This is a genomic window from Paraburkholderia susongensis (assembly GCF_900177725.1).
Classification (GTDB): Bacteria; Pseudomonadota; Gammaproteobacteria; order Burkholderiales; family Burkholderiaceae; genus Paraburkholderia; species Paraburkholderia susongensis.
On sequence record NZ_FXAT01000001.1, the window covers coordinates 541,278 to 562,283 of the forward strand.

General features: G+C 63.0%; 19 protein-coding genes. 14 read left to right on the forward strand and 5 right to left on the reverse strand.

Annotation, left to right across the window (positions count from 1 at the left end; translation table 11 throughout):
• The first annotated feature begins 183 nt into the window (after positions 1-183).
• Entirely contained in the window at positions 184-2,535 is a 2,352-nt protein-coding gene (locus tag B9Z01_RS02435) for an FdhF/YdeP family oxidoreductase (protein WP_420814640.1), read from the forward strand.
• 29 nt (positions 2,536-2,564) lie between these two features.
• Here B9Z01_RS02435 and B9Z01_RS02440 read toward each other — a convergent pair whose 3' ends face one another.
• Together B9Z01_RS02440 and B9Z01_RS02445 are read right to left on the reverse strand one after the other, a co-directional pair.
• Complete coding sequence (locus B9Z01_RS02440; protein WP_085480658.1) at positions 2,565-3,080, reverse strand: M48 metallopeptidase family protein; 516 nt, start codon at positions 3,078-3,080, stop codon at positions 2,565-2,567.
• A 94-nt stretch (positions 3,081-3,174) separates the two neighbouring features.
• A complete protein-coding gene (locus B9Z01_RS02445; protein WP_085480659.1) occupies positions 3,175-4,305 on the reverse strand; it encodes an MBL fold metallo-hydrolase in 1,131 nt (376 codons plus the stop codon).
• A gap of 84 nt (positions 4,306-4,389) precedes the next feature.
• Between B9Z01_RS02445 and B9Z01_RS02450 the strand changes: the two genes are divergently transcribed.
• On the forward strand, positions 4,390-5,004 hold the full coding sequence (locus B9Z01_RS02450; protein WP_085480660.1) for a TetR/AcrR family transcriptional regulator: 615 nt from the start codon (positions 4,390-4,392) through the stop codon (positions 5,002-5,004).
• A gap of 72 nt (positions 5,005-5,076) precedes the next feature.
• Here B9Z01_RS02450 and B9Z01_RS02455 read toward each other — a convergent pair whose 3' ends face one another.
• Positions 5,077-5,568 carry an Lrp/AsnC family transcriptional regulator gene (locus tag B9Z01_RS02455; protein WP_085480661.1) on the reverse strand — a complete coding sequence of 164 codons (492 nt, stop codon included), beginning with the start codon at positions 5,566-5,568 and terminating at the stop codon, positions 5,077-5,079.
• A 114-nt stretch (positions 5,569-5,682) separates the two neighbouring features.
• Here B9Z01_RS02455 and B9Z01_RS02460 point away from each other — a divergent pair, with 114 nt between their 5' ends.
• The 7 genes from B9Z01_RS02460 (at position 5,683) to B9Z01_RS02490 (ending at position 13,119) form a co-directional block, all read left to right on the forward strand.
• Complete coding sequence (locus B9Z01_RS02460) at positions 5,683-6,717, forward strand: histone deacetylase family protein (protein WP_085480662.1); 1,035 nt, start codon at positions 5,683-5,685, stop codon at positions 6,715-6,717.
• A gap of 102 nt (positions 6,718-6,819) precedes the next feature.
• Positions 6,820-7,953: a branched-chain amino acid ABC transporter substrate-binding protein gene (locus B9Z01_RS02465; RefSeq protein ID WP_085480663.1), complete on the forward strand. Its 1,134-nt coding sequence runs from the start codon at positions 6,820-6,822 to the stop codon at positions 7,951-7,953.
• A gap of 263 nt (positions 7,954-8,216) precedes the next feature.
• Complete coding sequence (locus tag B9Z01_RS02470; protein WP_085480664.1) at positions 8,217-9,281, forward strand: ornithine cyclodeaminase; 1,065 nt, start codon at positions 8,217-8,219, stop codon at positions 9,279-9,281.
• Between the two features lie 193 nt (positions 9,282-9,474).
• Positions 9,475-9,708 (forward strand): hypothetical protein, encoded by a 234-nt coding sequence (locus B9Z01_RS02475; protein WP_085480665.1) that lies wholly within the window; start codon positions 9,475-9,477, stop codon positions 9,706-9,708.
• A 27-nt stretch (positions 9,709-9,735) separates the two neighbouring features.
• Complete coding sequence (locus tag B9Z01_RS02480) at positions 9,736-10,707, forward strand: aliphatic sulfonate ABC transporter substrate-binding protein (RefSeq protein ID WP_085480666.1); 972 nt, start codon at positions 9,736-9,738, stop codon at positions 10,705-10,707.
• On the forward strand, positions 10,676-11,659 hold the full coding sequence (locus B9Z01_RS02485) for a lysozyme inhibitor LprI family protein (protein WP_208625833.1): 984 nt from the start codon (positions 10,676-10,678) through the stop codon (positions 11,657-11,659). Before B9Z01_RS02480 ends, B9Z01_RS02485 begins: the two co-directional genes overlap by 32 nt.
• Before the next feature lie 173 nt (positions 11,660-11,832).
• Entirely contained in the window at positions 11,833-13,119 is a 1,287-nt protein-coding gene (locus tag B9Z01_RS02490) for a hypothetical protein (RefSeq protein WP_143808788.1), read from the forward strand.
• A gap of 48 nt (positions 13,120-13,167) precedes the next feature.
• Here the strand turns inward: B9Z01_RS02490 and B9Z01_RS02495 are convergent, their stop codons facing one another.
• Positions 13,168-13,881 (reverse strand): hypothetical protein, encoded by a 714-nt coding sequence (locus B9Z01_RS02495; RefSeq protein WP_143808790.1) that lies wholly within the window; start codon positions 13,879-13,881, stop codon positions 13,168-13,170.
• Positions 13,859-14,761, reverse strand: a complete 903-nt coding sequence (locus tag B9Z01_RS02500; protein ID WP_085480670.1) for a LysR family transcriptional regulator — start codon at positions 14,759-14,761, stop codon at positions 13,859-13,861. Before B9Z01_RS02500 ends, B9Z01_RS02495 begins: the two co-directional genes overlap by 23 nt.
• Before the next feature lie 136 nt (positions 14,762-14,897).
• Here B9Z01_RS02500 and B9Z01_RS02505 point away from each other — a divergent pair, with 136 nt between their 5' ends.
• From B9Z01_RS02505 to B9Z01_RS02525, 5 genes are all read left to right on the forward strand, one after another.
• Positions 14,898-16,226: an MFS transporter gene (locus tag B9Z01_RS02505; protein WP_085480671.1), complete on the forward strand. Its 1,329-nt coding sequence runs from the start codon at positions 14,898-14,900 to the stop codon at positions 16,224-16,226.
• Between the two features lie 90 nt (positions 16,227-16,316).
• Entirely contained in the window at positions 16,317-17,297 is a 981-nt protein-coding gene (locus tag B9Z01_RS02510) for an amidohydrolase family protein (protein ID WP_085480672.1), read from the forward strand.
• A 15-nt stretch (positions 17,298-17,312) separates the two neighbouring features.
• Positions 17,313-18,596, forward strand: a complete 1,284-nt coding sequence (locus B9Z01_RS02515; protein ID WP_085480673.1) for an amino acid permease — start codon at positions 17,313-17,315, stop codon at positions 18,594-18,596.
• A 261-nt stretch (positions 18,597-18,857) separates the two neighbouring features.
• A complete protein-coding gene (andR, locus tag B9Z01_RS02520) occupies positions 18,858-19,841 on the forward strand; it encodes an anthranilate 1,2-dioxygenase regulatory protein AndR (RefSeq protein WP_085480674.1) in 984 nt (327 codons plus the stop codon).
• A gap of 208 nt (positions 19,842-20,049) precedes the next feature.
• Positions 20,050-21,000, forward strand: a complete 951-nt coding sequence (locus B9Z01_RS02525) for a PDR/VanB family oxidoreductase (protein WP_085480675.1) — start codon at positions 20,050-20,052, stop codon at positions 20,998-21,000.
• Positions 21,001-21,006 lie beyond the last annotated feature (6 nt).

The following is a 21,006-nucleotide window of genomic DNA, read 5'->3' on the forward strand; positions in this document are numbered from 1 at the left end:
CTGGGCCTAGGGAGGCGGCTCTCACGTCAGTGTATGGCAAAAGCCGCTCAACTGTACTCCTCTTCTTTCCATTTTTCTGTATCCAGCATGTTTTTGGGAACACAGTACGCTTGCGAGTACCGGCTCATATCGAGCTGAAAAACCGACCTGAAAAGCGTCCGTCGCCTGACCCGCTGCCACCTCATGATGAAAAACGAAGTCCGCCCTGACTCAGGGATCGAAACCCGCGCCGAACCCCGCATCGAACCCTACAAGCACGCCGCTGCCGGCTGGGGCGCGCTGAAATACGTCGCGCTCAACCTGCTCAAGGAAAAAGTGGCGGGCGGCAACTACCGCACGCTGCTCAAGCAGAACCAGCCGGACGGCTTCGACTGCCCAGGCTGCGCGTGGCCCGATCGCGAGCATGCGTCCACGTTCGAGTTCTGCGAGAACGGCGCGAAGGCCGTGGCCGCCGAAGCGACCAGCAAGCGCGTAACGCCTGCGTTCTTCGCGCGGCACAGCGTCGCCGAGTTGATGACGCAATCCGATTTCGAACTCGAACAGCACGGCCGCCTGACCGACCCGCTCGTCTACGATGCGCGCTCGGACCACTACGTGCCGATCGGCTGGGACGAAGCGTTCGAGCTGATCGCGCAGCATCTCAAACGCCTCGGCGATCCAGACCGCGCCGCGTTCTACACGTCCGGGCGCGCGAGCAACGAAGCCGCGTTCCTCTATCAGTTGTTCGTGCGCATGTACGGCACCAACAATTTCCCCGACTGTTCGAACATGTGTCACGAAGCGACGAGCCGCGGCCTGCCGGACACGGTCGGCGTCGGCAAAGGCACCGTCACGCTCGACGACTTCGAACACACGGACACGCTGCTGCTGTTCGGCCAGAATCCCGCCACCAACCATCCGCGCATGCTCGGCGAACTGCGCGAATGCGCGAAGCGCGGTGCGACCATCGTGTCGATCAATCCATTGAAAGAGCGCGGACTCGAACGCTTTGCGAGCCCGCAGCATCCGGTCGAGATGCTCACGCTCGGGAGCACGAAGATCAGCTCGGTGTTCATCCGCCCGAAAGTCGGCGGCGATTTCGCGCTCATCAAGGGCGTTGCCAAACGTGTCGTCGAACTCGACGACGAAGCGCTCGCGTCGGGCCTCGAACGTGTGCTCGACGTCGACTTCATCGCCGCGCACACGGTCGGCTTCGATGCGTTCGCCGACGATCTGCGCGCCGAGCGCTGGGACACCATCGTCGCCGAAGCGGGCGTGCCGCTCGACGACGTGCTCGAGCTCGCCGACATCTACGCGAAGGGGCGCGCGGTGATCTCGACGTGGGGCATGGGCCTCACGCAGCACAAGAACTCGGTCGCAACGGTGCAGTTGCTGTCGAACCTGATGATGATGCGCGGCAATATCGGCCGGCGCGGCGCGGGGCTGTGCCCGGTGCGCGGCCACTCGAACGTGCAGGGCGACCGCACGGTCGGCATCGAGGAAAAGCCGGCCGAGGCGTTTCTCGACAAGCTCGGCGCGGCCTACGATTTCGAGCCGCCGCGCGAGCACGGTCTCGACGTCGTCAACACGATTCAGGCGATGCTCGACGGCAAGGTGAAAGTATTCATCGGCCTGGGTGGCAATTTTTCGATCGCGACACCCGACACGCCGCGCACGTGGGACGCGATGCGCGCGTGCGATCTGACCGTGCACGTGACGACGAAACTCAATCGCAGCCACCTCGTGCATGGCCGCGATGCGCTGATTCTGCCGACGCTCGGGCGCACCGAGATCGATCTGCAGAACGGCGTGCCGCAAGGCGTGAGCGTCGAGGACTCGATGAGCATGGTGCACATCTCGTATGGCATGAACAAGCCGGCCTCAGATAATCTGCTCTCCGAAGTAGCGATCGTCGCGCGCATGGCGCACGCGGCGTTGGGCAGCGCGAAAGTGGACTGGCTCGCGCATGCCGCCGACTACGCGCTGATTCGCGACGGCATCGCGAAGGTGATCGACGGTTTTGCGGATTACAGCGAGCGGTTGAAGAAACCCGGTGGCTTCCATCTCGGCGTGGCGTCGCGCGAGCGTATCTGGAAAACGCCGAGCGGCAAGGCGCAGTTCCTCGTTCACGCCATCGCGCTCGACACGCCGATTCATCAGGCGCGCGAGAAGCACGGCGAGCGGCTCATGACGCTGATGACGACGCGCTCGCACGATCAATACAACACGACGATTTACGGTCTCGACGACCGCTATCGTGGCGTATATGGACAGCGGCGCGTGCTGTTCGCGCACAAGGACGATATCGCGATGCTGGGGTTCACCGCCGGTCAGCGCGTCGATATCACGAGCGTGTGGGCCGATGGCATCGAGCGTCGCGTGGATGGGTTTCTGCTCGTGGAGTACGACATTCCGCGCAGCTGCCTCGGCGCTTACTATCCGGAGACGAATCCGCTCGTGCCTTTATCTTCCGTTGCGGATGGTGCCGGTACGCCGACTTCGAAGTCGATTCCAGTGTTGTTGACGGCATCGGCGGCGGAGGCCGTGGCGGCTTGAGGACACGCGTTGCATGTGCGTTACGTGCGCTACGCGCGCGCTCCAGACGGCTTTTTCATCAGATCGCGATGCGTCAGATACAGGCGCAGATCGAATTCGATCTGATGGTAGCCCGGCTGCATGAACTCGCAGAGGCGGTAGAACGCCTTGTTGTGATCGCTCTCCTTCAGATGCGCGAGTTCGTGCACGACGATCATCTTCAGAAATTCCGGCGCCGTCGACCTGAATAGCGACGCAATGCGGATTTCCTTCTTCGCCTTGAGCTTGCCGCCTTGCACACGCGAAATACTCGTGTGCAGCCCCAACGCGTGACGCACGACGTCGAGCTTGCTGTCGTAGGTGACCTTGTCGATCTGCTCGGCGCTGCGCAGGTGTTCGCGTTTCAACTCGGCACAGTACGCGTAGAGCGCGCGGTCGGTCTGCACGTCGTGCGTGTCCGGATACTTCTGCGCGAGATAGGCGCCGAGCCGGTCTGCGGCGATCAGTGTTCTCACCTTCTCCTGTAGAGGCGCGGGGTAGCCGGTGAGGTATTTCAGGTGGGGCATGGAGTAACAGGCTCGGGAAACACGTGGTGGGGACCGGACTCGAATACTACCGCACGGCCCCTCACCCGCCATTCAGATCCGCGCCCGCTGCGGATCAGGAAGACGCCTCGCCCCCTGCATTGCGCGACGAGCACAACCGCCACGCCCCCTTCGGCGCGGCGACGGTTTCCACGACGTCGCGCCACCAGCGTTCACCGCGATGCACGGCATTCAGATCGAGCCGCTCGCCCATGCGCGGCGTCGACAGCTCGACACCGCGCGCAAGAGCCAGTCCCGTCACCCTTTCGAACGGCTCCTGCCAGCGGTGCATCGCGAGGTCGAAGGTGCCGTTATGAATCGGCACGAGCCAGCGGCCGCGCAGATCGATATGCGCCTGCACGGTTTCTTCGGGCTGCATATGAACGTACGGCCACAACGCGTCGTAGGCGCCGGTTTCGATCAGCGTGACGTCGAATGGTCCGAGGCGCTCGCCGATCGTTCTGAAACCGTCGAAGTAACCGGTGTCACCGCTAAAGAAAACGCGCAGATCGTTATCGACGATCACCCACGACGCCCACAACGTGCGGTTGCCGTCGAACAGGCTGCGGCCGGAAAAATGCTGCGCGGGTGTCGCGGTGAACTGGATGCCCTCGACCTCCGTGCCCTGCCACCAGTCGAACTGCCGCACCTTTGCGGCGTCGATGCCCCATTCGATCAGCCGGTCGCCGACGCCGAGCGGCGTCAGAAATACAGCGGTGCGCTGCGCCAGCGCAAGCACGGTTTCGCGGTCGAGATGGTCGTAATGATCGTGCGACAGGATCACGCCGCGAAGCGGTGGCAAATCGGCGAGCGCGATCGGCGGCGCATGAAAGCGCTTCGGACCGAGATGACGGAATGGCGAGGCGCGCTCGGCGAACACGGGATCGGTCAGCCAGAACTGGCCGCGCAGCTTCAGCAGCATCGTCGAATGACCGAGCCGGTAAAGGCTGCGCTCGGGCGCCGCGTCGAGTTGTGCACGCGTGAGCGTTTCGACGGGCAACACGTCTGCCGGCACGGTGCCGCGCGGCTTGTTGAACAGCACCGTCCACGCCACGCCGAGCATCTTGCGCAGGCCTTCCACAGGACGCGGCTTGACGTTGTGGAAGCGCTCGCCGTCATGCTGCGGCGAGAGGTTGAACAGCGCGCGGCTACGTTGCGCGGCGCTCACGCCGAGCATACGGCGGACACGGGCGGGAAGCGACGTCATGAAATTGACCTTCCGGAGAAAATGTACACTCGCCAGTGTAGTTTATTTCCGAGAAAAGTAAACTGACCAGTGTAAAATCCTCTTATGGAATCCGGTTCTACACATCAACGTCTGACTGACCGTAAGCGTGTTGCGATCATCAACGCCGCGATCGAGGAATTCCTCGCGACCGGCTATGACGCGACCAGCATGGACCGTATCGCCGCCCGCGCGAACGTCTCGAAACGTACGGTCTATAACCATTTCCCGAGCAAGGAAGCGCTTTTCGCCGCGATTCTCCATCAGTTGTGGGACGCGACCCATGACGGTGACGCGCCCTCCTATCAGGCCGACAAGCCATTGCGCGCGCAGTTGCTCACTCTGCTGGAACGCAAGCTGCGGCTGCTTGCCGGCGAGTCCTTTTTGTCGCTTGCACGGGTGGCGATCGCGGCCGGCATACATTCGCCGGAGCGAGCGCGAGATATGGTCGCCCGCATGGGGGAACGCGAAGAGGATCTGACGGCGTGGGTCCGCGCGGCTGCCGCGCACGGTCGCATCAAGACCGATGATCCCCTCTTCGCGGCAATGCAGTTGCAGGCGCTCGTCAAGGCGTTTGCGTTCTGGCCGCAAGTGACGATGGGGCAAGTACCGCTCGATGGCAAAGAGCAAAAGCGGATTGCGGAAGCGGCCGCCGACATGTTTCTTGCACGGTATGCGTGAGCCGGTTCGCCAGATTAAGGGGTTAAGGGTTAAGGCCCGACGCCACGGCTATCGAACGGCTCCCCCATCGCTTCACTGCTCGGCAGGCATGGGAATGCGGGAAGAGAATTTCACCTCCCGCAACGCGAGGCTCGACTGGATGGTGGAGATGCCCGTCTGGTGCCTTAGCACCCGCTCGACAAATTCACCATACGAATCCAGATCGGTCGCGACCACCTGAAGCAGATAGTCCGCGCTTCCCGTGATCTTGTGGCAGGCCAGCACCTCCTCCCGGTTCTTGATGATGGCCTCGAAGTTGTCCGCCGCCTTGTCGGAATGCATGTTGAACGTCACGAGCACGAACGCGAAGACGTCCATGCCGAGCGCGCGCCGATCCACAGTCGCCTGATACCCGGTAATCACGCCCTCGTCCTCCAGACGCTTGCGGCGCCGCCAACACGGCGTCACGCTCAACGAGAGCTTCTCGCCAAGCGCCGCGTTGGACAGCGAACCATCCTCCTGAAGCAGATGAACCATCGCCTTGTCGACGGCGTCCAGCTCGACCCTTGGGCTTCTTTTGCTCATTTTTCAATTTTCGTAGACAGTTCGTACAAATTCTAGTCATCAATCAGGACATATAGCAAAGCTTTTGCCTTTTCCGCCCAATAGACTGTTCTACACCCAACGCAACGGTCCATCATGCTTACCATCTACAGCAGCGATCATCACCTGCATCTCGGCGTCGAACTGAAGGACGGTGTCATATCGGACTCGTTCGAAACCCCCCTCCGCGCGGAAACGGTGCTTGCACGGGTCAAGGCCACCGGTCTCGGCGACGTCATTTCTCCCACGTCATTCGATCGGCGTTGCTACGCGGCAGCGCATAGTCAGCAATACGTCGATTTTCTGGCGAACGCGTGGGACGAGTGGCGCGCAACCGGCCGAACGTGCCAGGCATTGCCGCTCGTTTGGCCCGTGCGCGCGATGCCATCGAACGCATTGCCGCCGTCCTTCATCGACGGCAAGCTCGGCTTCTATTCGATGGATGCGGGCGCTCCGATCAACGCCGGTACATGGGCCGCGGTGAGTTCGAGCGCCAACTCGGCGCTGACCGGCGCAGACGCCGTTTCAAACGGCGCACACGCCGCGTTCGCGCTGTGCCGGCCACCCGGCCACCATGCCGGGCGCGAATACATGGGCGGCTACTGCTACCTGAACAACGCCGCCATTGCCGCGCAACACGCAATCGCACAGGGCGCGCAACGCGTCGCGGTCATCGACGTCGATTTCCATCATGGCAATGGCACACAGGACATCTTCTACGACCGTTCCGACGTGCTGTTCGTCTCGATCCATGGTGAGCCGTCCGTGTCCTACCCGTACTTTTCCGGGCGTGCGGATGAACGAGGCATTGGCGACGGCACCGGATTCAACCTGAATCTCCCGCTTCCCAAAGGCACGCTCTGGAGCGGCTACGAAGCAGCATTGAATCGCGCGTGCGCGGCGGTTGCGGCGCACACGCCCGACATGCTCGTCGTCTCTCTGGGCGTCGATACCTTCGAGCACGACCCGATCAGCCATTTCCGCCTGCGCACCGATGACTACCTACGCCTCGGCGAAGCGCTGGGACGCCTGCAAGTCCCGACGCTGTTCGTGATGGAGGGCGGATATATGGTCGACGAGATCGGCATCAATGCCGTCAACGTGCTGCTGGGCTTCGAAGGCCGACGCTGACCGCCTTTCGCCTTCCGCCTTGCCCGCAGCGCCCGGCGGCTCTCCGCGAGCGTCGCCCACGCAGGAACAACCGACAATCAAACCACAGCAGGAGCACAGGAGATGATTCGAAACACAGCGACATCGATTGCCGCGGCCATTGGCATGGCTTGCGCGCTTTGCGCACACGCGGACGAGATCGTCCGCATCGGCCACGTGGCGCCGTTGACGGGCGCCATTTCCCACCTCGGCAAGGACAGCGAAAACGGCGCACTGCTCGCTGTCGAAGAGGTCAACGCCAAAGGCCTGGTCGTCGCCGGCAAGAAGGTCACCCTGCAACTCGATCCGCAAGACGATGCAGGCGATCCGCGCACCGCGACCCAGGTCGCGCAACGGCTCGTCGACGACAAAGTGGCCGGTGTCGTCGGACATTTGAATTCTGGAACATCCATTCCGGCTTCACGCATCTACCGGGACGCAGGCATCGTGCAGATTTCGCAGGCCGCGACCAACCCCGCCTATACGAAACAGGGCTTCAATACGACGTATCGGGTCGTCGCCACCGATGCACAACAGGGCCCGGCGCTCGCCGCCTACGCGGCGAAGAATCTGGGAATCAGGACGGTCGCCGTCGTCGACGATTCGACCGCCTACGGCCAGGGGCTCGCCACCGAATTCGAGAGCGCCGCCAAAGCACTTGGGCTGAAGATCGTGTCGCGTGACGCAACCAACGACAAGGCGATCGATTTCCGGGCCATCCTCACGAAAATAAAAGGCGAGAATCCGGACGCGGTGATGTACGGCGGCATGGACGCGACCGGCGGACCGCTCGCGAAGCAGGCAAAACAGCTCGGCCTGCGCGCGAAGATTCTGAGCGGCGACGGCGTGTGCTCGACCGATTTACCGAAACTCGCGGGCGCCGCGTCGGATAACGTCGTGTGCTCGGAAGCAGGTATCGCGCTCGAGAAAATGCCGGGCGGCGCATCATTCGCGCAGAAGTACGCAGCGCGTTTCCATCAGCCACTTCAGGTCTATGCACCGTTCTCTTACGACGCTGTCTACATCATCGTCGACGCGATGAAGCGAGCCGATTCGACTGCCCCCGGCAAGATTCTGGCCGCGATGCCGGCGACGGATTTCCACGGCGTGATCGGCGAAACCAGCTTCACATCGCAAGGCGACGTGAAACACGGGGCCATTTCGATCTTCTCGTATAAGGACGGAAAAAAGACCCTGCTCGACGTAGTCAGGCTGTGAGGCCCCGTGTCCGGCTCAGGCGCGAAGCCCATTCGCCCATTCGCCCATTCGCCCATTCGCCCATTCGCCCATTCGAGCCGGACATTGTCCCGTTGGCGGATTCCTATACTTAAACGAAGACACCCCATGGACGCCCGCATCGCACGGCTCGACGCGGACACGGCCGCGGGCGAACACGACTGCGCAGAGTCGAAACGCTCGCGAGGCGAATCGTTGAAATCGATTCCGGCCGAGATTGCGCCCATTGACTCAAGGAGATTCCCATGACTCGCTTCGTAGATGTTCCTACCATGTCCCGCCTCGTCGAAACGATCGGCGTACCCAGATTCATCGACGAACTCTCGAACACCATTCGCGACGATTTCATCAATTGGCCGGAATTCGACAAATCGGCACGCGTGGCTAGTCATTCCGATATCGGCGTGATCGAACTGATGCCGGTCTCCAATGCACAGCGCTACGCATTCAAATACGTGAACGGTCATCCGAAGAATACGCAACGCGGCCTGTACACGGTCATGGCATTCGGCGTGCTGGCCGAAGTCGACACCGGATACCCGATTCTTCTGTCCGAACTCACGGTCGCCACCGCGCTGCGCACGTGCGCGACGTCGCTGATGGCCGCACGTGCGCTGGCCCGCCCCAATGGACGACGCATGGCGCTGATCGGAAACGGCGCGCAAAGCGAATTCCAGGCAACCGCTTTCCATTGCCATCTCGGCATCGACGAAATCGCCGTGTACGACGTCGACGCCCATGCAACGGAGAAGCTGATCCGCAACCTCGCCATTTTTCCGTCGCTGAAGCTCATCCGCGCAAATTCCGTGGAGGAAGCCGTCCGCGGCGCCGACATCGTCACGACCGTGACAGCCGACAAGGCTCACGCCACAATTCTGACGCCCGACATGATCGAACCCGGCATGCACATCAACGCGGTCGGCGGCGATTGCCCCGGAAAGACCGAATTGCATGCCGACGTGCTGCGAGCCGGCCGGGTGTTCGTCGAGTACGAGCCGCAGACGCGCATCGAAGGCGATATCCAGCAGATGCCAGCGGACTTTCCCGTCGTCGATCTCTGGCGCGTGCTGTCGGGAAGCGTACCCGGCCGCGAAAGCGCCACGCAGATCACGATCTTCGATTCAGTCGGTTTCGCACTCGAGGACTACTCGACGCTTCGCTATGTGCATGCGCAAGCGGAAGCGCTCAATCTCGGCATGGGCGTCGAACTCGTTCCGTGGGGCGAACATGACGACGACAACGATCCGAAGGATCTGTTTCGCTATACCCGCGCGGGCAAATCGCGCAAGACAGTGCGCCGGATCGCCTGATTCCTTCAGCCGACGGCGCCGTCACGAGCCTGTGCGAGTCCGCGCGCGTGCCGTCCGCATTGATATCGCGCATTGATATGCCGCATTGATATGGATATCTGATTTCGTTCGTTTGAGGTGCCTGCCCGCGTCAATAGAATGGGCCGATCCATCATCGTCGCGCCTCTGCGCACACGCACGACCGAGATCATCCATGCCCCGCCCCATTCATCTCAATCTGTTCATTCACGGCCGCGGACATCATGAAGCGGGTTGGCGCCATCCGGGCGCGACGCGCAAGGCGCTGACCGATATCACCTATATCTTCGTCGATCACGTCGTGCCGATCCTGCAAAAGCGCGGACTGTTCCGGCGTGAATACGAAGCCGACACGCTGCGCGGCCACTACGGACTCGCTCGCCCCGCCGATCCGTATTTCCAGAACTGACCTCGAAACTACCCTGATCCCGCCATCATGTATCCACTGCACCGCCTGTGGCGATCTCTCGTGGCGCTCGCAGCGCTCGTCGCCTGCTTCGGCTTGCCGACCTGGGCTCACGCCGGCGACACGTGGCCGGCAACGATCGACATCGGCATCCAGAAGGGCGATCCGCTCGTTGCTTTGCGCGCATCCGGCGAACTGGAAAAGGCGTTTGCGCCGTATGGTGTTGCGGTCAAATGGAAAGAGTTCGTCTATGGCGCTCCGCTCGTCGAAGCGATCAACACAGGTGACGTCGACGTCGGTGCAGTGGGCTCAACGCCGCCCATCCTCGCGCAGGCAGGCGCGGCGCCCGGTGTCGTGTATGTGGCGTTTGCACCGCCTCTGCAAAAGAGCTATGGCCTGATCGTGCCGGCGAATTCGCCCGTACGGCGGATCGAAGATCTGAAAGGCAGGAAGATCGCCTTCGCGAAGGGATCGCAAGGTCATCTGTTCGTACTGAAGGCGCTCGCCGATGCGGGCGTGCCGGCATCGGCGGTGCAGTTCGTCTACCTGAGCTACAGCGATGCACGCGCTGCATTCGAACGCGGCTTCATCGATGCGTGGGCGGTGCCCGACCCGCGCTATGCCGACACCGAACTCGCGACAGGCGCGCGCACGATCCTCTCGATCGGTCAATTGTCGGTGCCGCAGTATGGCTTTTACATCGGCTCGCGCGAGTTCGCGCGCCGTTATCCCGCCGCGCTGCGTCTGCTGTTCGATGTGCTCGACCGGCAGACGGCGCTGGAACTGGCCCATCCCGCGCAGACAGCGGAGTTCCTGTCGCAGAACACGGGTGTGCGGCTGGAAATCTGGTCACGCGCGCTGCCGCGGCTCGAATGGGGTGTCCACTATCCGCTCACCGACGAAGTCATCCGGGCGCAGCAGGACTCGGCCGATCTCGCTTACCGTGAGCGCGTCATCCCGCGCAGGATTGATGTGCGCGAAATCATCGTCGATATCCGGTAGTTCGCTGTTTGTAATTGCCACAGCGGTAAAATGGCAAGCAGACGAAAGTGGAATTATTGCCAGCGCCGACAATTCGCGATCCTCACGATGTCTGTGCTTCACTCCTAACTGGCCGCGTCCGCTACGCCGAACCCACAACCCGCCCGACAAGGCTAAAACCGTGCCCCGCTTCCGCCGCCTTTGTCCTGCCGTCGCCGCAATGGGTATCGCGCTGTCCGCGCACGCCGCAGCTATCGACTGTTCCAGCGCGAACACGCGCACCGACCGCCTGATCTGCGGTAACGACGCGCTTGTTTCGGCGGACAGTTCACTAGCAGCCGCCTATGACCATGCCGTCGACATGGCCGAAGACCAGGATGCAGTGATCCGGTCGCAACACGCGTGGCTAAGGCAGCGAAACGCGTGCAGCGACGTCGCTTGTATCGCATCTGCCTACCGCGAACGTATCGACGCGCTGAAACGGGTGAAGCACGCGTCGTGGACAACTTATTCCAATCCGGCGCTCGGCATCTCGTTCGAGTACCTCGCGAACCGAAAGGTGAAGACACCGTGTCCGGTACTCGGTGGCGACCACTGCGTTGCGATAGTCGGCCGCAACATGTGGAATAGCGATTATTTCATCGCGTTCGAGATTTTCGACGGTACGCTCGAGGCCACCGCGGAAGACCAGGCCGTGTTCGACCGCGATGAAGACGGCAAATGGATCACGAATGCCGGGCCTGGGCCCAATGTGAAGGCCGAGAGCTTCTCCGGGCCTGGCTGGAAAGGCCTGCGGGCAACAATCGTGTGCGGCATCAACGATCCGGCAACCGGCTTTCATGCGGTTGCCGGCAACTGTTACTGGGCTGTGCTCAGCAATGGCAAGCGCTCCGCCGTAGCGGACACACAGGGAATCGTCGGAACGGACGATGCCACGCTGCATAGCGTTGCAACATTCAGATTCAACCGGTGACTCGAGCCGCACGGCGCCGCACGCGCTGAAGCCGACAAGATCCTGCACGAAGCTGAAGCCTTCGATATCGGGACCGCAGCCGAGACCGCCCGTGCGAAGTTCGTCCGATTACGTTCGTCAGCGGGACATCATTTATGTATTATCGGCTGCGATAGCATGCATGGAGAGCGATCGTGCAGAAATGCGTCAGTCGATACCTCACTGTTGCCGTCGTTCTGGTAACCCTGTGCTCGAATCATCCGGCCCGGGCGGTCACCACGACGGCCTCGACCGAACCGGATATCCCCGCTGGCGATATGTGCGGCCCGGTGCAGAACCGCGATGTTTACGCGCTGATTGCGTCGCCCGGCGACAGCACCTTCTCAGTCGACTCCAGCCGCACCGAAGCCGGCAAGCTGACCTGCGCCTGGTCCGCTCTGAAGGCCGGCACACAGGAAGGTTCGGCGGCCGACGCGACGCTCACGCTCGATCTCTATCATTTCGCGAACGCTGCGCGGGCACGGGCCGAATTGCGCGGCTTCAACGTCGCTCCGCACGCACCGCATGCCCGAACCGATGATCCGGACGACGAAGTGATCCAGCTCTCACCGGACATGATGGCTGCCCGTCACGGCGAGAACGTTGCGGTCGCCCGAGCATCGGTGCCTCAGTCCATTTCGCGTCGTTCGAGCTGGAATTCGCAGTTCGAAGCACTGACGTTGACTGGTGCCAAGGCCCAGCTGCTGGCGCCGCCGGAACCGCCTGGAGCCGCCTCCGCCGCGGCGTCACCGGCAGCCGTACCCGATGCATGGCGTCCCCCGGAACGTCGTCTTCCGGCAAACAGTGCGATGTTCGTCCCGGTCGTGCACGTGATCTGGCTGCTGACGCGCTGGTCCTTCGAATTGGTGCCGGTCGCGATACTATCGTCGATCCTCATCTGTTTCATCGCGGTTCGCCTGCGTCGGCTGGCGCTTATCTGGCTCGTGCCGCTCATCGTCGGATACGCATTCCTGAATCTGGCCTTCGGCAAGAGCTGGGGCGTGGCACTGATCGACCGCTTCGGCATTCAGGCGCCGGCCACCATCACTGGGAGGTTCCCGACCAACGACATTTATAACAATCAGAATGTCGTCGGCTATCACGTCCTGATTCGCTCTCTCGACGGAGCCGTCGTCGAGACCACGTTCCGGACCGACGACTTCAATGTCTATCCTTCGCGCAACGCTACACGTTACCCCGCGAGCGGCGATGTCTTCACCGTTCGGTATCTGCACGGTTATCCGGACGATTTCGTAATCGTCAGCAACGATGGGAGCCCATGGAGCAACCGGCTACGCTGTGAAGCCCTGGCCGTTTCCGCTGGCCAGGCAGACCAGAAGGTCCAGTTTGCGCCGGAGAATCCATCCTTCCAGCAAGCGGCGCAGGCCGCTCATGCTGCCTTGCAGTCGGCCGGCTGTCAGGTGGACGATGATTCGAACTGACGCGGACCGGGTTTGTACAAGGGACGGCCGACTGCAACCGTTAGCACTTCATAGCGGTTTGCCGAGCTTCGCATCGCAACGCCAGTTTCTTTCACGTATCGCGCCGATCCGCGCGACGGGCGGGCTGCGCCATTCGGGCGGCAACTGGCAGACACGACGCTCAGCGCGCTTTGCGGGCGCGTCCTCTTCGCGCGGGTCATAGCTGTCGTGCACGTCTCCAGTCAGCGCATTGACGCTGGTGTGGAATTCTCCGCCGCCCTCCGCGGCGCGATGCATATCCAGGCTATCTTCGTCCCAGCCTGCCACGATCCATTGCCCGTTACGTATCGTCAGACGCCATGTCTCACCCCAGCGCAACGGACCGCCGCCGCCATAGTTCCGCACGACGAGAGAGCCGTGACCGAGTTCGAGAGGCTGGAACGGATCGCCCATTTCACCTCCGTCAGAGGGTCCCAGCGCAACGGCATCGTTCGAGAGCACCCGCTTGCCGTCAACAAAAATACGCAGCCGTCGCGATCCGTCCTGCTGCGGCTGCAACACGTCGACGCAAGCGTTCACGGGGCGGTTTGAACCAAGCGGGCCGCGCACGACGTCATCGAGTACGTATCCCGCGTCGACCTTTGCGCAAGGCTGCGCTGCGCCCGCTGCCCGTGAAATGGCGCAGCCGGCCAGAAGCACGAACGCAAGCAACGCACGCGCGCGGCATGCCGCCTGGTCGCGGCGGGACGGTGTCCGGGAATCAGATTTCATCAGGCTTGCCAATGCGTTTGTACCAAAGCTCGATAAAAGACTCGGCGGCAGGTGAAAGCGAATGCTCCGCGCGCCGGATCAGGTTGACATCGCGTGTGATGACGGGCGCTTCGAGCTTGCGCGCCACGAGATCGCGGTGCGGAAACGACGCAAGCAGAATACCCGGAAAGATCGCGATGCCAAGGCCCGCTTGCGTCATGGAAAGGCCGGTCGTCATATAGGAAACCTCATATTCCAGCGACTTGCGCGTGCCGAGCGTAAAGAGCGTTTCATCGATCAGATTGCGGATGCCGCTCGTGGATTTGATGCCGATCCACGGATACTGCAGCGCATCCTTCCACGTCACGCGCCGTTTCTTCGCGAGCGCGGAATCCTTGCGGCAGATCGCGCACAGGTTGTCGCGCGCGAGGCATTGCAGCGTGATGCCATCCGGCTTGTCGCTGATCGTGCCGATGCCGAATTCCACGTCGCCGGTCAGTGTCGACGCGGTAAGCCGGTCGGGTGCGGCATCGTCGACCGAGACTTCGATATTCGGGTACAGCGACCGGTATTCCGCAATCAGCTTCGGCACGATCGCCGCCGCGATCGACGGCGTGACCGCGAAGCGCAGTTGCCCCCGCTCGCGCCCGGCCAGTTCCTTCACGCTCGACTGGATCGATTCCAGATCCCGCAGCATCCGCTCGACGGTCGGCAGAATTTCATGCGCGGCCGCCGTCGGCCGCAGCGAGCGAGACGTGCGATCGAACAGCCGCAGGCCGAGTGCCTCTTCCATCTGCCGAATCAACACGCTGACCGCGGGCTGCGTGATGAACATCTCGTCAGCCGCGCGCGTCAGCACGCCGAACCGGCATACCAGCGCGAACGCCCGCAGTTGCTTGATCGTTGGATTCATAAAGTTACTTTATGGGACCATTGATTTTGTTCGATTGTCTTCATGCCGACAGTATCCTACATTGCTTCCCTACGGCGGACGATGCGCATGCCCGTGCCGCCCAAAACTACAGGCGCAAAGCCGCAGGAGACAGGTCGTGACAGCAATCGATTCGCGCAAACGCTGGGTAGGCGCGGTGGCGTCGACACTCGGCAACGTGCTGGAATGGTACGACTTCGTGGTGTTCGGATTTCTGTCGATCATCATCGCGAAGCAGTTCTTTCCGGGCGACAGCGAGTACGCCGCGTTGATGCTCACCACCGCGACATTCGGCGCGGGTTTCGTCGTGCGCCCGCTCGGCGGCATACTGCTCGGCATGTATGCGGACCGTAAGGGTCGCCGGGCCGGCCTGACGCTCGTGATCGCGATGATGACGGTGGCCTCCGCGATGATCGCGCTCACGCCCGGCTACCAGCAGATCGGCCTCATCGCACCGGCTATCGTGCTGTGCGCACGGCTCTTGCAGGGCATTTCGGCGGGCGGCGAATTCGGCACGGCCACCGCCATGCTGATCGAGTACGCGCCGAAGGGGCGCCGCAATCTGTACGGTAGCTGGCAAATGTTCGCGCAGGCGTTCGGCGCGCTGCTGGCGGTCGCGATGGGCAGCGCGCTCACGCACCTGTTCACGCACGAGGCGCTCGAATCGTGGGCCTGGCGTATCCCGTTCCTGCTCGGTCTGCTGATCGGTCCGGTGGGCTTCTATATTCGCCGCAACCTGCCGGAAACCGAGGCATTCCAGAAGCTCGGCCAGCACGTGAAGGTACCGTTCTCGCACGTGGTGACGAACTATCCGCGCGAACTCTTCGTCGCGACTGCGCTGAGCGCCGCACTCAACGTGATGGCGTACGTGCTCATCACGTATCTGCCGATTTACGCGGTGCAGAATCTGCATATGCCGGTCACGCTGCCGTTCACCGTACTGCTCGCAAGCGTGCTGCTGCGCGTCGCGACGATTCCGCTGTTCGGCCATCTAGCCGACCGCGTCGGCGGCGAGCGCATGATTCGCGTGGCGCTCATCATATTTCTGATCGTGCTGTACCCGGCTTATTACTGGATCGTCAACGCGCCTTCGATGGTGTCGATCCTGACGGTCGAACTGAGCTTCGCGCTGCTGATCGGCGCATCGAACAGCCCGATTCCGACCGCGCTCGCGGGCCTGTTCCCGACCGAGGTCCGTTCGACCGGTCTCGCGATTTCGTACAACATCGGCGCGGCGATCTTCGGCGGATTCTCGCCGTTCGTGCTGACGTGGCTGCTGCATGTGACCGGCAACAACATGATGCCGGCCCATTTCTGCGCGGTGTTCTTCGCGCTGGGACTCGTCGGCGCGCTGATGCTGAACCGCCGCACGTCGCATATGAACGATTTTTCCGCGCAGCCGCCCTCCTCGCTGTCCTCTTTCCCGCACGGCGATTCGAATCGATAAGGATCGCGAATCGAATCCATCCCTGGAAGCCGGAAGCGCAAAGCCGGATGGCGCGCTTTCGCTTCATGACTCTTTTTCTGGAGATCTTGCATGCCTGTCATTGATGTTCATACACACATCTTCACGCACAAATGGCTCGAACTGCTGCGCGAGCGCGGCGCGCCGTACAACATCCAGACGCGCCCCGACGGGCAGAAGGAAGTGTTTCGCGGTAACACTCCGGTCGTGATTCCGCAGAAAGGTCACTTCGATTTCGACATGCGTATTCGCCAGATGGATGAATCCGGCATCGACATCTCGGTCGTCTCGCTGACCTGCCCGAACGTGTACTGGGGCAACGAGGAAATCAGTTGCCTCGCCGCGCGCGAATCGAACGATACGATTGCCGAGGCTCAGGCCACCTACCCCGATCGCATCCGCTGGTTCACGTCGCTGCCGTGGGAATATCCGCAAGCCGCGCTCGAAGAACTCAGGCGCACGTGCGACAACGGCGCGAGCGGCGTGATGGTGCTCGCGAACATTGCCGGGCGCAGCCTCACCGATCCCGCGTTCGCGCCGATCTGGGCCGAGATCGACCGTCGCAAGCTGCCGGTGCTCGTGCATCCGACCGATCCGCCGGGCGCGGAGCTGATGGACATGACGAAGTACGACCTGAGCTGGTCCGTCGGCTTCATGTTCGACACGACGCTCGCCATCACGCGCATGATCTTCGACGGATTCTTCGACCAGTATCCGAATCTGAAGATCATCGCGTCGCATGCGGGCGGCGCACTGCCGTATCTGGCCGGGCGTTTCGGCAAGGGCGACGACGTCGAAATTCCGCAGCGTCGCAAGATGAAGCGCAAGCCGATCGACTATCTGCGCCATATCTACTACGACTGCATCACGTACAGCCCGGCTTCGCTGGAGTTCCTGATCTCGGTCGTCGGCGCGGATCAGGTGATGTTCGGCACCGACTGGCCGCATCAGGTGCACGACATTCGCGGCGCGTTCGCGAACACCGCGCGTCTGCCGAAGGAGCAATGCGACGCGGTGCGCGGCAACAATGCGCTGAAGGTGTTCGGCTTCTGACCGGGATTGGCACGCATGGCCTCAGCATCGACGCATGCATCGGGCGCGGGACGACTATCCGCGATGCAGGGGGCCGCGCTGTATGTCGGCGCGGTGCTCGGCACGGGCGTCATCGCGTTGCCGGCGCTCGCCGCCGAGGTGGCGGGCCCCGCGTCGTTGCTCGCGTGGCTAGCGCTCGTGCTGATCTCGGTGCCGCTCGCCGCGACGTTCGCGGCGCTCGGCGCGCGCTATCCCGACGCGGGTGGCGTCTCGACCTACGTGCGCAACGCATTCGGTGCGCGTGCCGCCGCCGTGGTCGGCTGGTGCTTCTATTTCGCGGTGCCCGCGGGCGGCGCCGCCGCGGCGGTGTTTGGCGGCAATTACGTCGCAGCCGCGCTGGGCGGCGGCGAGACCACCGTGGTCGCCACGGCCGCCATGCTGATCCTGACCGTGACGGCCGCGAATGCGTTCGGCGTCAGCGTATCCGGGCGTCTGCAACTGGGGCTCGCGGCGGTGCTCGTCGTGCTGCTGCTCGCGGCGGTCGGGGCATCGGCGCCGCATGCGCGGCTCGCGAATCTGCATCCGTTCGCACCGCACGGCTGGACCGCGATCGGCCCCGCCGCAGCGCTGCTGGTGTGGAGTTTCTCGGGCTGGGAAGCGATCACCCATCTCGCCGCCGAATTCCGGCATCCGCAGCGCGATCTGCCGCTCGCGGCGAGCATTGCGGTTGTCGTCGTCGGTGCGCTGTATCTTGGCGTGGCGGGCGCGAGCGTGCTCGTGCTGGGACCGGCGGCGGGCTCGACGCGCGCGCCACTCGCGGAGCTGCTTGCGCGCGGCTTCGGCGGACAGGTGCAGGTGCTCGCCGCCGTCATCGCGCTGTTGCTCACGCTCGGCGCGATGAACGCGTATTTCGCCGGTGCGGCCAAGCTCGGCGCCGCGCTCGGGCGCGACGGCGCATTGCCCGCGTGGCTCGCACGCGGCAGCCAGGCCGGCGATGTGCCGCGGCGCAGTCTGCTGCTCGTGGCCGTGCTCGCGTCGATTGCGCTGTGCGCCGTGGCGCTGACGGGCGTCAATCCGCGCCCGCTCGTGCTGTTGACGACCGGTTCGTTCGTTACGGTCTATGCGCTTGGCGTCGCGTCCGCGCTGAGGTTGCTGCCGCGCGGCAGCTGGGCGCAACGTGGTGCGCGGGTTGCGCTTGCCGCAGTGATCGGGCTGTGTGTTGCGACAGGGTGGTATCTGCTCTGGCCGCTTGCGATTACCGCCGGTGCGTTGTGCTATCTGCGCTGGCGCGAGCAGGTTGTTGCCGATGTTAAATCGTAGCGGCGGTTCACAGGCAGCGCTCTTATGGAGCGCCACCGTCGCGCCATCTTCAGATCGCAATCGTTGCAATGGGTCGACTGGTTCAATCAGCGGCGTAAAGCACACGGCCACCTCTGGCAAGCGCCCGCAATCGGTCAAAGCCCTGTTTTTGACTCGGGTCATAAAAAGGTAAAGTGGCAGTCATCATCGGGACAGATGCGCAAAAGACCGTAACTTTGCTCACGCCTCGCTCCCCGCAACCTGTTGACGAGTGCCCATCTGATGCTGCCAGTCCCCTTACAGATCGCGCCGGCCGCCCTTCGCAAGTACCGCTATTTCGAATCCACGGATGTCGACGACACACGCCAACGCATCGCGACCGTGTTGCAACCGCATCGGCTGATGCCGGGTCCGTCGCAGCCCGGTCATTCGGCGTACATGAATTACGTGCGGCTCGAGAATCTCGCGTTTGGCTCGCTCGGCTATGCGGGCGCGATGAGCGTCGAAGCGGGCGAGATCGAGGATTACTACCTCGTGATCCTGAGCCTGAGCGGCTATGCGGACGTGTCGGTCGGGTCGCGCCGCACCATCATCGGGCAGTCGCAAGGCGTCGTGGTCGGTCCGTCGACGCGCTTCGGCGGCACGTTTTCCGGCGACTGCGAACAGTTTTTCGTGCGCGTCGACAAACAGGCGATCCTTGCGCATTCCGGCTTCGAGCATCTTCAGATGGAGCCGGTCATCGACCTGTCGCGACCGGAACTCGCGCCGTGGCTTGCGCAATTGCAGTGTCTGACGTCGTCGCCGGAGACGGTGGCGCTGGCACAGCGCGACCGGCGCATCGCCGTCGAGATCGAACGGCTGCTGGTCATGCTGCTGCTCACCGGACAACCGCATCACAGCCAGGAACGCGCGCAGTCGTCGGTGCTGCTGCCGCGTACCGTGCGCCGCGCCGAAGCCTATATCAGCGAGCACGCATGCGAGCCGCTGACGCTGCCGGATATCGCCGACGCGGCGGGCGTGCCGGTGCGCACGCTGCTACACAGCTTCCGCCGGTTTCGCGGCGTCAGCCCGATGCAACTGGTCCGCGAAGCGCGCATCGAGCGCTCGCGCGAAATGCTGATGCGCGCGAGCGACACCGATCGTGTCGCGGACATTGCGCTGAGTTGCGGCTTCGTCAATCTCGGCCGCTTCGCCAATGCGTACCGCGAGAAGTTCGGTGAAACCCCGTCCGACACGCTGCGCGCGTCGCGACAACGTGGCGTTTAAACGTCGCAGTACAAGGTCTCTCTTTCCGCGATTTGCGCGATTTCCCCCTCGCCACCCGTCGCGCGAGGGCGCCTGCATGCGCCGCGTCTCTGACCGAAACAAACTTGCGCATTCTGGATAACGGCTGCGATCCACGGCTATAGGCCAAAAAAATGCTGTTTTACAGTCGATTCGACTGACCCGCAATGCAATCAAAGGAGTTTCACGGATGACAACGCTGCGCATGCGCGTTGCGCGTATCGACGCCTTGACGCCGACCATACGGCGTTTGCTGCTCGTCCCCATCGACGGCGCGGCGCTTCCCGCCTTCAGCGCGGGAGCGCATATCGGCCTGCACGTGCCGATCGACGGCCGCACCCAACGTCGCGCGTATTCGCTCGTCAACGCGCCCGATCACACCGGTCATTACGAAATCGCCGTGCAACTGGAAGCGGCGAGCAGCGGCGGCTCGCGCTGGGTGCATCAACTGCGGATCGACGCCGAACTCGACGTCAGCGTGCCGCGCAACGATTTCCCGCTCGACGCCGCGACACGACATGCGCTACTGATTGCGGGCGGTATCGGCATCACGCCGATCCTTGCGATGGCCCGCGCGCTGGATGCGAGCGGGACCGCGTATGCGCTTCACTACGCGGCGCGCGAAGCCGCGTTGATGGCGTATCGCGACGAGGTGCTCGCCATGCCCGCCGCGACCTGCTGGCTCGACGGCGGCGATCCGCGCAATGGCATGCCGCTCGCCGACACGATCGGTGCACCTCAAGCTGGCCGCCATCTGTATGTGTGCGGTCCGCGTCCGTTGATCGAAGCGGTGCTCGCGCAAGCGAAGACGCTGGGCTGGCCGGATTCGCACGTGCATAGCGAACTGTTCGCCGCCGATCAGGACAGCACCGCCGACGCCGCCTTCGAGGTCGTGCTGAAAGCCAGCGACATGACGCTGACCGTGCCGGCGGACAAGACCATTCTCGACGTGATGATCGACGCGGGACTCGATCCGCTCTTTGACTGCCGGCGCGGCGATTGCGGCGTTTGCACGACTCAGGTGATCGACGGTACGCCGGATCACCGGGATATCTGCCTGTCGAGCCAGGACCGCGCGCGCGGCGATTTTTGTCCGTGCGTATCGCGCGCGGCCTCGTCGCGAATTGTGCTCGACCTATAACTCCCT